Genomic DNA, 12122 nt, shown 5'->3' on the forward strand with positions numbered 1-12122 from the left:
TGACAGTACTAATCGAATCACCCGAAACCTATAACGTAGGTAAGGAGTTCGGTTATATACCAACCATTCATAAACCTTTTGAGGGTGTCGACGTTTGCCACAGACGGTACATGAATCTCGTGCAATCCGTCGCGGAGACCGACGACGAACGCGGTGACGCACCGGCGATCGTCTACGAGGGTCGAGAGACGTCGTACGAGACGTTCTGGGACCGAACGGGTCGGTTCGCCGCAGGGCTGAACGAGCGCGGAATCGGCGTCGACGACCGGATCGCCGTCTACCTACCGAACCTCCCGCAGTTCGTCACCGCGTTCCACGGGACGCTCCGCGCCGGCGGCGTCGTCGTTCCGATGAACCCCCAGTACAAGCGCCGCGAACTCCGCCACCTCCTCGGAGACAGCGGCGCGAGGGCGGTCGTCACGCTCCCCGACCTCGTCCAGCACGTCGACGACGTTCGCGAGGAGACCGACGTCGACGTCGTGATCACCGTGGGCGGCGAAACCGGCGACGCCACCTTCGAGGACTTCCTGGCCGACGAGACGGCGCCCGTCGTCGAACGTGCGGACGACGACGTCGCCGTCCAACCCTACACGTCGGGAACAACGGGGACGCCGAAAGGCGTCCGTCTCACTCACCACAACCTCGCGTGGAACGCGAGGGCGGCCACGGACCCCATCCCTGACGGCATCCGACCAGACGACCGCCACCTCGGCGTCCTGCCGCTGTTCCATATCTATGGTATGACGGTGACGATGAACGCCACGCTGTTCGACGGCGCAAGTTACTATCCGATGCCCGAGTGGGACGCCCAGGAGGCCGCTTCGCTCATCCAGAACGAGGAACTGACGCTCATGCACGGCGTTCCCGCGATGTACAACGACCTCGTGAACCAGCCGAACGCCGACGAGTTCGATCTCTCGTCGCTGCGGTTCGCAAACTCCGGCGGCAGTTCGCTTCCCCGCGAGGTCCTTCGGGCGTTCGAAGAACGATTCGACGTCGAACTGTTCGAAGGGTACGGACTCACCGAAACGAGTCCGGTCACACACGCGAACCACGTCGGTGACCGACGACCCGGCAGCATCGGAAAACCGCTCGATGGCGTAGCGGCACGCATCGTCGACGACGAGTTCGTTGAGCGACCGCCGGTGGAGGAGGGACCGGTCGACGAGAAAGAGACGAACCTCGACGAGATAACGGGTGAACTGGTCATCGGGGGGCCGAACGTGATGCAAGGCTACTACGAGCGGCCGGAGGCGAACGCGGACGCGTTCACCGAGGCGGACGGCAAGCGCTGGTTCCACACCGGCGACATCGGGTACTACGACGAGGACGGCTTCTTCTACATCGTCGACCGCAAGAAGCACATGATCAACACCGCCGGCTACAACGTCTACCCGCGCGAGGTCGAGGAGCTTCTCTTCGAACACGACGGGGTGGACGACGCTGCCGTCGCCGGTGTCTCGGACGAGCGCCGGAACGAGACCGTGATGGCGTTCGTCGTTCCCGCGCCGGACGCGGACGTAACAGCGGAGGAGATCCGGGAGTTCTGTCTCGACAACCTCGCAGCATACAAGCATCCCCGTGAAGTTCGATTCGTCGACGAGTTGCCGAGAACGACGACGGGTAAGGTCCAGAAGTTCCGGCTCGAAGATAGAGACTGACGCAGCTATCCTTAACTACGGTGAGGTTTTAGCGAAGATACTAAACATTGGAACCCTAAGTGGCCATTATGAGTTTCCAACTCTCAGATGAACACCGGGCCATCCGGCAGGCGGTTCGCGAGTTCGGCGAGAACGAGATAGAACCCGTCGCGCGCGAATACGACGAGGAGCACAAGTACCCGCACGACCTCGTCGAGAAGGCCGCCGAGTACGACTTCGTCGCTCCGAACATCCCCGTCGAGTACGGCGGCGCGGGGATGGAAACGCTCTCGTCGACGCTCGTCACCGAAGAGCTCTGGCGGGCCGACCCCGGTATCGGGAGCGCCATCGGCAGCCGCGGATTCGGATCGAACATGATCCAGAAGTTCGGCGACGAGTGGATGAAAGAGGAGTGGCTCCCACGAATCGCGAACGGCGAGTCCGCGTGCTGTAGCTGCATCTCGGAGCCGGCTCACGGCTCGAATGTCGCCGGCATCGAGACGGTTGCGGAGACCGACGGCGACGAGTACGTGCTCAACGGCAACAAGATGTGGATCACGAACGGCACCGTCGCGGACGTCGCTGTCGTCATGGCGAAGACCGACCCCGACGCCGAACCGCCACACCGTGGTATCAGCGCCATCCTCGTCCCCACCGAGGCGGACGGGTTCGAGTCCACGAAGATAGACAACAAGCTCGGCATCCACGCCTCCGACCTCGCCGAGATCGTCATCGACGACGTCCGCGTTCCCACGGAGAACATCATCGGCGAGGAGAACGAGGGTTTCTATCAGCTGATGGATTTCTTCGCGTCCGGCCGCGTGAGCGTCGCCGCCCAGGCGGTCGGGACCGCACAGGCGGCGGTCGACGAGTCGGTCGAGTACGCCAACGAACGCGAGCAGGGCGGTCGGCTCATCAAGGACTATCAGGCCATCAGCCACAAAGTCGCCGAGATGGCGACGAACGTCGAGGCCGCCCGGTCGCTCACCTATCGCGCGGCGTCTCAGGTCGAGTCGGGGAACGACGAGATGGCCACCCGGTACGCGAGCATGGCGAAACTCTTCGCGTCCGAACACGCCGTCGACGTCGCGGACGAAGCCATCCAGGTGCACGGCGGCGCTGGATTCGTCACCGACCATCCCGTCGAGCGGTACTACCGCGACGCCCGCATCACGAAGATCTACGAGGGAACGAGCGAAATCCAGAAGAACATCATCGCCGACCGCCTGTTCTAACCATGAATCACGAAGAATGGACGGACGCCCAAGAGCGAGTCGGCGTCACGGTGGACGGTCACGACCTCGAAGTCGCCTACCGGGAGCTAGGTGACCCGAGCGACCCGCCGGTCGTCTTCCTCCACGGCATCCCGACGTGGTCGTATCTCTGGCGGGACGTCGCTGACGCCGTCGCCGAGGACCACCGCGTCGTCGTCCCCGATCTCCTTGGGTACGGGAATTCGTCGAAACGCGACGGCTTCGACCGCTCCATCCGAGCCCAGGAGGAGATGCTGCGCGAACTGGCGGACGCCCTCGACCTCCAGCATCCACTCACCATCGTCGCCCACGACATCGGCGGCGGCGTCGCGCTTCGGTACGCCAGCCACGAACCGGACGCCGTCGACCGACTCGTCCTCTCGAACGTCGTCTGCTACGACTCGTGGCCGGTCGAGTTCATCTCGAACCTTGGTCTTCCGTCGACTGCCGAGGCGGATCGGGCAGAGATCGAGTCGAAGCTCGATTTCGCCTTCGGAGAGGGCCTGCACGGTGACGCGGACGACCACCGCGAGTTCGTCGACGGTATGAAGGCCCCCTGGCTGAGCGAGGACGGGCAGGTGTCGCTCGCGCGGTGTGCCGTCGCGACGAACACGAACCACACCACGGAACTGGAGTACGGCGCCATCACCGCGGACGTTACCTGCCTCTGGGGCACCGACGACGTCCTCCAACCGCTCTCGTACGCCGAGCGCCTCGTCGAGGACGTAGCCGGCGACGGCGAGATCGTCGAACTCGACGACGCCTACCACTGGGTCGTCGAGGATCGGACAGACCGATACTATACAGAATTAAAACAGTGTCTTTCGTAGAGTGCGCCATGACCGCAGAGGAACCCGACTGGGAGTTCAAGGAGCGAGACATCCTCATTCTGCAGGAACTGGCGCGCGACCCGCAGATCTCTTCCCGCAACCTGACGCAAGTTCTCGCAGAGAAGTACGACATCGACGTGTCGCACGTGACCGTCAGCGAATCCATTCGGGAGATGCGCGACGCGGGCGTCTTTCGGGAGGCCATCATCCCGAACGAGGCGTACTTCATCTTCGCGCTGTTCGAGTTCAAGTTCAATCCGGAACATTTCGCGGACGAGTGGCGGGACGCGATGGAGTACATTCGGAACGACGAGAACACGCTCCTGTACTTCCTCTCGGACGGCGAATACCAGTGGAAGTCGGTGATGATGTTCCCGAGCAGAGACGCCGAGTCACAGTGGATTCACGAGTTCTACAAGGAGCACGGGGCCGTCATCGACAACCTCCGGAACTCCGTGGTGACCAACGTGCTGAAGTTCGGCACGAACCCCGAACTGTTCGACAACCTCCCCCAATCGGACTAGTTACCTTCGAACTCGGGGTCGCGGTCCTCACGGAACGCGGCCGTCCCTTCGCGAACGTCTTCGGTCCCCATGAGCAATCCGAAGCCCTGGCTCTCCATCGCCAGTCCGGCGTCGAGCCCCACCTCGCCACCCTCGTTCATGACCGTCTTCGCGACCTTCAGCGCGATGGGCGGCCCGGACACGAGGTCGTCGACGAACTCTGCGACGACGTCATCGAACTCGTCTTCGGGGACACAGCGGTTGATGAGCCCCCACTCTTCGGCGCGCTCGGCGTCGATACGGTTACCGCGGAAGACGAGCTCTTTCGCCCGCGTCTCGCCGAGCATCCTGAGGAGGCGCTGCGTTCCCCCGCCGCCGGGGATGAGCCCCAGTCCAATTTCGGGCGACCCGAACTCGGAGCCTTCGGTAGCGAGGCGGAGGTCGCAGGCGAGCGCAAGTTCGAGTCCCGCCCCCAGACAGAAGCCGTCCACCTTCGCGAGCGTCGGGCGGTCGAACTCGTGCACCGTCTCGAACGCGGGCGTCACGTCCATGAAGTCGGTCGGCGTGGCGTCGGCGAAGCCGCCGATGTCGGCACCAGCACTGAACGCCCGGTCGCCCGCGCCCTCGAAGACCACGCAGCGGACGTCGTCGACGTCCACGTTCGAGAGCAGATGGTCGATCTCGCCGAGGAGGTCCTCTGAGAGCGCGTTCAGTTGTTCGGGACGGTCGAGTTCGACGGTGAGAACGCCGTCGTCGAGGTCGTGGTTGAGGAACTGGTAGTCACGAGTACCGCCTGTATCGTACTCGTAGAACCCCTCACCGGCGTCGCGTCCGGTCGCCCCCGATTCGACGAGCGTAACGAGGTAGTCGGCGGGATCAAACCGGTCGGCACCTGTCTCCTCGTGCAGCGATTCGAGTTTTTCCAACACCGCGTCGAGCCCGATTTTGTCTGCGCGGCGACACGGTCCTTCGGGGAATCCGGCACCGAGACGCATTCCGGTGTCCACCGCGTCGGCGGTGGCGACGTCGTCGCCGATGAGCTTCGCCGCCTCGTTCGCCATCCGCGCCTCCACCTGGAGCGTGTCGAAGTCCTCGCCGTCCTCGGGGTCGTAGTCCGGGCCGTCGCCCTCCTCGTAGTCGTAGTAGCCGCGTCCGGTCTTCCGACCGAGGTCCTCGGCGTCGACTTTCTCCTGGAGAATCGGCGGAATGGGCCGTCCAGCCTCGTTCCGGACGTGATAGCCGACGTCGAGACCGGTCAGGTCGGCGAGTTCGAACGGACCCATCGGATAGCCGCGTCGGTGGACCATCGCGGCGTCCGCCTGCTGGATTGTAGCATTGCCGTTCGAGACCATCCAGGCGGGTTCGTCCATGAACGGGCCGAGAACGGAGTTCACGACGAATCCGTTCACGTCCTTCCGGACGTAGATCGGCGTCTTGTCGATCGCCTCGACGAACTCGTAGGCGGTCTCGGCGGTCGCGTCGGTCGTCTCTTCCCCGTAGATGACCTCGACGAGGTCCATCTTTACAGGCGGGTTGAAGAAGTGCATCCCGACGACTTGATCGGGGCGTTCGGTCGCCTCGGCGATTCGCGTGATGGAGAGCGACGACGTGTTCGACGCGAGCACCGCGTCCTCCGGTGTGAGTTCGTCAAGGTCGCCGAAGATGTCTCGCTTCAGGTCGAGTTGTTCGGGTGCAGCTTCGATGACGAGGTCCGCGTCGGACACTGCGTCCGCGAGGTCGACCGTCGTCTCGATTCGGTCGAGAACCGTCTCGGGCGACTCACCGAGTCGGTCCTTCTCCGCGAGTTTCTGGAGGCTCCACTCGATGCTTTCGTATCCGTCTTCGATGAACTCCTTTTCGACGTCGCGCATCGTGACCGAGTAACCGGCCATGGCGACGACTTCGGTGATACCGTGACCCATGTTTCCCGCGCCGAGCACGGCGACGTTCTCGATGTCGTTTACGTCCATATACTATCCCTTCGGCTCTCCCATCATTAATCCCCACTTTTTACATTACGCTGTTAGGAAATAGCCAAGAGCGGATAGCAGTGAAAAACAATCTGCTGAGTTTCTGAACCAATGGTCATCAGGCATCGGGGTGGCGCCGTACGAACATCGCAGTGTCCATCGAGAGCACGACCGTATCGTCGTCGTTCAGGGTCTCGACGTGCGACTGGACGAGCCCACGGGTTCGGTCGTCCTCCAGCGGACGTTTCCCAGTCACTTCGCTTCGGACTGAGAGGACGTCCCCGGGCCGAACCGGTCGGCGAAACTGTATCTCGTCTACGCCCGGCGAGCCCAGACTCCCAGTCTCCCCGATCACATTGTCCACGAGCATACGCATCGTCATCGCGCAGGTGTGCCACCCGCTCGCGATGAGTCCGTCGTACATCGAGTCCGCAGCGGCCGCCTCGTCCACGTGGAACGGTTGCGGGTCGTACTGGCGCGCGAACTCGATTATCTCCTCCTTCGTGACTTCGTACCGGCCGAACTCCTTGACCAGAGGTTGACTGTTTGGACCGTTTGACAAGCGAAACCCACTGATGGAGACCTCTACTGAAGCTGAGAGAACAGACTCTATCCGATCCGGGATACGAGTGGGGATCGTGCTTCTCTAATTCGGAATTACACAGTTTCCAAAGCGGAAAACACGGTGAAAATGAGAACGCAGTCGCTCACCAGCCAAGCTGAACACGTAAACTGAGTTCAGGTCTAGTCTCCAGGGTCGAACAGGCAGAAGGCGACCAACTCTACAATCTCCCCAGCTCGCAGTGGCGGTTTCTCGCCCAGGTCCACATCAATCTCGTCACGGAGGACGAAGTTAGTCAACCGCCAGACATTGTACATTAGCACTCCGATGGTGAAGTACAGGAACCGGACGCGGTAATCCTTTGACGCAGAGGTCGGTAGGAAGTGTTTCTGGATACTCTTATACTGGTTCTCTATTTCCCAGCGATCACGGTACTGGGCCGTGAGTCCAATAGCTCGCTCAGGCTCCACCTTGTAGTTAGTCGTGAAGATCGCATATTCGTCCCACCCATCCTCGTCCCGTTCTTCGTTCTCAATCGCCGCGTTCTTCGGGACATACATGATGCTCAAGTCATGCGTTTCCCCGTCAACAGTGAGTGACGCATACTCCACCCGCGCATCGATCACAGGGTGCTTCTCGACCTCTTCGATGTTCTCCTTGTCTGCAGTAGCTTGCTTGCGCTTCCCGATGACGTAGAACAGGTCGTGTTTGTTGATCAGGTGCCGGACCTCGTGCGCATCGAATTCCCGGTCAGCGAACACCTTGTTGATGTCTACGTGCCGCTGTGCCTGTTCTAACAGTCGATCCACGATGTCCGCACGCGACGTCCGATGAACCTCAGTCTCGTCCTCCCACGCACGCACGTCACGCACGGGTTCAATCGCCAGAACAATCGGCGTGTTCTCGGCAACGATGGTGAGCGTGGCGAACTTGTACCCTCGTTCATGGCTCTCCTTGAATCCCGACGCCATCACTGGATACTCCTCTTTGAGGTACTCCGTTCGGGTCTTCCCAGAGCTGGTTTTGAATGTGACTGGCTGCTCGCCTGGTTCAGTCTCTTCCTGCTTTTGGAAGGGTGACGGCCAGAAGTTCCACGTCACGATGTCAATTGCAGCGTTGACCGGCTCTCGAATCCCGACTTGTCCGCGGTCATCGTCTGTAATCTCATCCAGAATCCGTTCCACCCCAGTGTGGAAAGCCTGCAGAGTCTCGTCACGAATGCGTTGCCAGTCGGGGATACGGCCAACTTCTACGAATTCGTCGAACGTGAGTTGAGAGTCTGGGTCCGCGATCTTCTTCATCGTGCGATTGTGCGACGACCCGTGCGGGACCTCGTCACGGTCGCTGAGCCGTGCGAACCGGCGTCGGGGCGTGGTTGCAGCGGCGTTTGTCATGTTCAGGTACGCTTGGCGTTCGAGGTAGGCCTCTAATGCGTACTTGGTGTTACTGGCACGGTTAGCGGTGAAGCCGGAGAATCCGAGGTCAGAGGCGCGTTCCACGGCGTCCATGATCTGTTCTTCCTCGATGTCGGTTCCTCGAATGTCGTCAGGATCAAGCGCAGGCTCAGTCGTTGTGTCCGTGCGTACGAGATCGTGGTCAGCACAGATGTTACGAATACGCTTTCCAGCCGTTTTCAGGGTCTTTCGTTCCTGTAGCGAGAACCGCTTCTTTTTCGTGTAGTTGATGAGCTGCTTCGTGGGTGGGCGAGGTAACCCGAATTGAATGTAGATGTAGGCTGCACCTTTTAGACGGCGAGCGGTCTCTGCTTCGTCGAATCCGCGGGCGTGCATGTAGAGAAAGGTTTGGACCATCCCGTTCAGGTCATAGTCTGATTTCTTGGGATGATTGTATCCGGTGAACCAGTCGTCTTCGATATCGAGGTTCGCTATGATTCGGGTGATGTGGTCGTGGATATGGCAAAGGTCCTCAACCTGCTCCTGGATAGAGTCGAGGATGTCCTGCGTCGGAGGGGTTGAGGGTGGTGACGACACGGATGATCAGCCGATTTCTGATACGCGAGAACTGGCTCCGAGTCGGGATATTCTCGCGCGTGTTATTTCCGAAATGCGGGTGAGGGGCGATATACGGGGTAAGTAGCCCGATTCCGCCCTTTGCGTAGTCGCAGGACAGCGGAGTGCATCCAAGACGGAGACTCCGTAAAGCGGAACCTCCGTTTTACGGAAAGATTGGGAAACCGCTTATAAATCGGCCTTCTGAACCTCTCAATAGAAGACGGAGATACCTCATTGAGGAAACTCCGGATACAAGAGATTCCTCAAAGCGTAGACTGCGCTTTGGGAGCTGCCGAAACGACCCACCATGACCGAGCATAACGAAGAACTGCCAGTAGCCGAATTCTTTGAGGAGCCTCAGGCAATCGGTCTCATCGCACTCATCGATAGAGAAAATGGGAACATCAAAAATGAACTCTTTGAGATTGTGGACCTCACCGGTAAACCTCTAAAGAAATTACTCGACAAAGCCATTGAAGCCGATTTGATTGAGGAAACCACGATACAGGCCGGAGACCACCCTCGTTCCGATAGGTATCGATTGACGGAGCGAGGGGAAGCCATCCAATCCCTGTTGCGGGGTGCAGGGTTAGACGATTTGCAACGTGCGTACCTCGACGCGAAAAGCGAGTTACAATCCGCAAGGTCAGACATCCGAGGACTCATCGAGGCGGAGAATCTGCACAAGAAGTATCCTCAGCGAGATTATTGGGTGCAGACTGGGTCAGAGCCACCCGAGATCGACATTGAACAACTACGTGAAGAGGCGAAGCAAGAGAACGAGGATCTGTTTGAGACAAGGATCCCGGGCACGAGAGGCGATTCAGACGTAGAGGTAATCGATGACGAGGATGATGCGCTCGAACCTCAGGAGACGTGGGGTGACCCTTCGGACGAGAAGGGAGACCGAGAGGAATAGTACTCGGTACCCCGGCACAACGTCCCCACCTAATTCACACTCAAGGTTACCAACTCACTTTACGTCCAATTGCTCATGGGGTTCCGGGCCACTGACCGTCACGAGAACACCTGATTCAGCGCAAGTTGGGCAGAAAGGGAGATCATCCGTGTTGCCATCCCATTCAACCGTATCCCAGGCGTATGACTCGCTACACCGCGAACAGCTCCAATCATAGGCTCCGTACTCGTCTACAAGTTCGGGGTACTGATGTGCCAGTGCGGGTGTGAGACGCGCGTCACGCCCGTCGTGTGCCTCTAAGTAGTCCACCAAGTTCTGCCGGTCGTATCCAGTGAAGGCTGGAAGTAGGCCATCATAGCCGATGTCAGCGTATGGGGAGTCGCCCTGCCCACAACGGTGCTTGAACGAACAGTAGTTACACTCCCAGTCACGCTCCGGAGTGGCTGGAGGGAGTTCACCGCTCCGTTCAAACACCGTCTGTTCTCGCATCCAGTCAACAACGCGTTCCCAGAATCCTGCGTCGAACTCTATGTGAAAGGCTTCGATGTTCAGCGTCTTCCGGCTCCCGTACACGATCATCCCGTCAGTGACTGAGTGGTCATACTCTCTGTCGAGGGCAAATAGGTAAGCGTGCAACTGTGCACGGTGATGTGGCTTCGGTTTCGATAGATGATCAAGAGAAGTCGTGGTCTTGATTTCCGTTACGAGCAACGGCTCTGCATCGGGAGTCACGATTGCTGGATCGGTTGACCCGCGCACACGCAGTTCTGTTCCATCCACAACGATCTCGGCGTCGATCCACAGTGAATTTGTCACGTACGTGTTCTGTGTAGTGATGTCCTGGAGGAATGGGACGATGACCTGTTCCTCGAATTCTGTTCCGATCCAGAACAAGCCTTCAGGCGGCGTGCCTTCTCGGGGTGCGTTCTGTCGCGCGTAGCTGGCCTTCCGGTGGCACTGAAGGAGTTTACTCGGCGAATGCCGGTCCGGGTCTTTCGGCGGTGAGGGGCCGTTGAAATACGCCTGTCCCTCCAAGATGTTGGTCTGGAATTGCTGTTCACTGTACCACTCGGTGAACTCCCGATTCGAAATCCGGTCCAAGACCGCCTGTGGGACATCGAAGTCCGTCTCTCCCGAGACGAGAGTGTCCTCGACAGGAGTTTCTGTAGGTGGGTCGCTCATCACACTGGCTGGGACGCCGTGGGGGACAATAGGGAGCCGCGTGTGATTTCCGAATCATTCATTGCACCGGGATCGGGACTGCATCTGCGCCCGCCGATTCATCCCTGTAGCCGGTAAATTCGGGCCTTTGTGTGGCCTTCTGCGACGATCAGGTTGTAGTGCTCTAATTTGGAAAGGTAGTTCCGAACCATACGCTTGGTTTTCGGGTCATCAGCCTTCTCGCAATACAGGGAGTAGAGTTTCTGCGGCTCGATTTCACGGTGTTCCGTGATGATATCATACAAAGTCTTCTGGTGAGCAGTGAGGCGGTCAACGGTCTTCTGTTTGATTTCTGATTTCGCTTCCGGAGTCACCTTCCGAATAATCTCGGGCGTAATACCGTCTACAGGAGCTCCTCTCGCTTTCCGTGCTGCTCGGCGCAGAATCCCGATAGCGACTCGGGCGTCTCCACCCGCATTCGCAGCAATCAATTCTAACCCAGCTGTATCGATGACGTCATCTGTGAGACCCCATCGGACGCGGTCGCGGAGGATAGCGATAAGCTCCTCCTCGTGGTAAGACCCAAAGTGAATCCGTTCACAGTCGGTGAGGCGGCTGTTCAACCGCTCATCCATCGAGGTGAACAGGCCTTCTTCGTTGTTAGCGATGAGAATCATCGTAAGATGCGGAATTCGGTAGAGATCGTACAGGAGCGACTTGTCTTCCAGTTGGTCTACCTCATCCAGAATCACGACATACGGCGTATCGCCGGCGTCGCGGAGTCGTTCGAGCAGGACATCCTTCGGTGTTGATTGGCGGTGAATGTCCACAGTTTGGCTGACACCGTCGAGCAGTCGGTAGAGCGCTTTGAAGCGACTATGGTCTTCCCAGCAGTTCACATACTGGTAATTCAGGGAAACGACCGCTTCGCGGAGTTGTTCGACGAGGAACTTGGCGATACAGGTCTTCCCAACACCGGACGGCCCATGTAACAGAGCGGGATCTGCTCTGTTTCCGTCCGTGATTGGGTCGAGGACGCTGGACAGGTAGTTCACTTCTGCATCTCGGTGCTGCACCTCACGTGGGATGAACTCCGGTTGGAGGACCCGTGCATCCGTGATCATAGTTCGGCTGTCGACACCGGAGTCAAGGGAAATAAATGGAAGCGTGTGATTTCCGAATTTCCGGAACGTTGGGTCACACTGAGTGACGAGGAAACCGACTGTTGATTCTGCTAACGTTTAAGTGCCATAGTTGAATACTACGAGTTAA

At 59.2% G+C, this 12122-nt stretch carries 10 protein-coding genes; 5 read left to right on the forward strand and 5 right to left on the reverse strand.

The features are described 5' to 3' along the window. Positions 1-110: 110 nt before the first annotated feature. From ACRYA2_RS14805 to ACRYA2_RS14820, 4 genes are all read left to right on the forward strand, one after another. Complete coding sequence (locus ACRYA2_RS14805; protein ID WP_433629582.1) at positions 111-1661, forward strand: long-chain-fatty-acid--CoA ligase; 1551 nt, start codon at positions 111-113, stop codon at positions 1659-1661. 68 nt (positions 1662-1729) lie between these two features. Continuing rightward, positions 1730-2875, forward strand: a complete 1146-nt coding sequence (locus tag ACRYA2_RS14810; RefSeq protein ID WP_433629584.1) for an acyl-CoA dehydrogenase family protein — start codon at positions 1730-1732, stop codon at positions 2873-2875. A 2-nt stretch (positions 2876-2877) separates the two neighbouring features. Further along, positions 2878-3723: an alpha/beta fold hydrolase gene (locus tag ACRYA2_RS14815; protein WP_433629587.1), complete on the forward strand. Its 846-nt coding sequence runs from the start codon at positions 2878-2880 to the stop codon at positions 3721-3723. Between the two features lie 8 nt (positions 3724-3731). Beyond that, positions 3732-4247 carry a winged helix-turn-helix domain-containing protein gene (locus tag ACRYA2_RS14820; RefSeq protein WP_433629589.1) on the forward strand — a complete coding sequence of 172 codons (516 nt, stop codon included), beginning with the start codon at positions 3732-3734 and terminating at the stop codon, positions 4245-4247. On the opposite strand, the gene ACRYA2_RS14825 is transcribed toward ACRYA2_RS14820, so the two are convergent. From ACRYA2_RS14825 to ACRYA2_RS14835, 3 genes are all read right to left on the reverse strand, one after another. Then, on the reverse strand, positions 4244-6196 hold the full coding sequence (locus tag ACRYA2_RS14825) for a 3-hydroxyacyl-CoA dehydrogenase/enoyl-CoA hydratase family protein (RefSeq protein WP_433629592.1): 1953 nt from the start codon (positions 6194-6196) through the stop codon (positions 4244-4246). The two genes, ACRYA2_RS14820 and ACRYA2_RS14825, sit on opposite strands and share 4 nt — an antisense overlap. A 118-nt stretch (positions 6197-6314) precedes the next feature. After that, a complete protein-coding gene (locus ACRYA2_RS14830) occupies positions 6315-6758 on the reverse strand; it encodes a MaoC family dehydratase (RefSeq protein WP_433629594.1) in 444 nt (147 codons plus the stop codon). A gap of 182 nt (positions 6759-6940) precedes the next feature. Next, on the reverse strand, positions 6941-8749 hold the full coding sequence (locus ACRYA2_RS14835) for a transposase (protein ID WP_433629597.1): 1809 nt from the start codon (positions 8747-8749) through the stop codon (positions 6941-6943). Between the two features lie 328 nt (positions 8750-9077). Here ACRYA2_RS14835 and ACRYA2_RS14840 point away from each other — a divergent pair, with 328 nt between their 5' ends. Further along, on the forward strand, positions 9078-9689 hold the full coding sequence (locus ACRYA2_RS14840; protein WP_433629599.1) for a hypothetical protein: 612 nt from the start codon (positions 9078-9080) through the stop codon (positions 9687-9689). A gap of 54 nt (positions 9690-9743) precedes the next feature. Here ACRYA2_RS14840 and ACRYA2_RS14845 read toward each other — a convergent pair whose 3' ends face one another. Both ACRYA2_RS14845 and ACRYA2_RS14850 read right to left on the reverse strand, forming a co-directional pair. Further along, positions 9744-10871 (reverse strand): CRISPR-associated protein Cas4, encoded by a 1128-nt coding sequence (locus tag ACRYA2_RS14845; protein WP_433629600.1) that lies wholly within the window; start codon positions 10869-10871, stop codon positions 9744-9746. A gap of 98 nt (positions 10872-10969) precedes the next feature. After that, positions 10970-11974 (reverse strand): Cdc6/Cdc18 family protein, encoded by a 1005-nt coding sequence (locus ACRYA2_RS14850; RefSeq protein ID WP_433629603.1) that lies wholly within the window; start codon positions 11972-11974, stop codon positions 10970-10972. Positions 11975-12122 lie beyond the last annotated feature (148 nt).

Source organism: Halomicrococcus pelagicus (assembly GCF_050954125.1).

What these genes read in the sequence shown, in the direction of transcription:
- ACRYA2_RS14805 (WP_433629582.1), top strand. Translation starts at nt 111, where the DNA reads ATGAATCTCGTGCAATCCGTCGCGGAGACCGACGACGAACGCGGTGAC.
- ACRYA2_RS14810 (WP_433629584.1), top strand. Translation starts at nt 1,730, where the DNA reads ATGAGTTTCCAACTCTCAGATGAACACCGGGCCATCCGGCAGGCGGTT.
- ACRYA2_RS14845 (WP_433629600.1), bottom strand. Translation starts at nt 10,871, where the DNA reads ATGAGCGACCCACCTACAGAAACTCCTGTCGAGGACACTCTCGTCTCG.
- ACRYA2_RS14850 (WP_433629603.1), bottom strand. Translation starts at nt 11,974, where the DNA reads ATGATCACGGATGCACGGGTCCTCCAACCGGAGTTCATCCCACGTGAG.
- ACRYA2_RS14825 (WP_433629592.1), bottom strand. Translation starts at nt 6,196, where the DNA reads ATGGACGTAAACGACATCGAGAACGTCGCCGTGCTCGGCGCGGGAAAC.
- ACRYA2_RS14815 (WP_433629587.1), top strand. Translation starts at nt 2,878, where the DNA reads ATGAATCACGAAGAATGGACGGACGCCCAAGAGCGAGTCGGCGTCACG.
- ACRYA2_RS14820 (WP_433629589.1), top strand. Translation starts at nt 3,732, where the DNA reads ATGACCGCAGAGGAACCCGACTGGGAGTTCAAGGAGCGAGACATCCTC.
- ACRYA2_RS14840 (WP_433629599.1), top strand. Translation starts at nt 9,078, where the DNA reads ATGACCGAGCATAACGAAGAACTGCCAGTAGCCGAATTCTTTGAGGAG.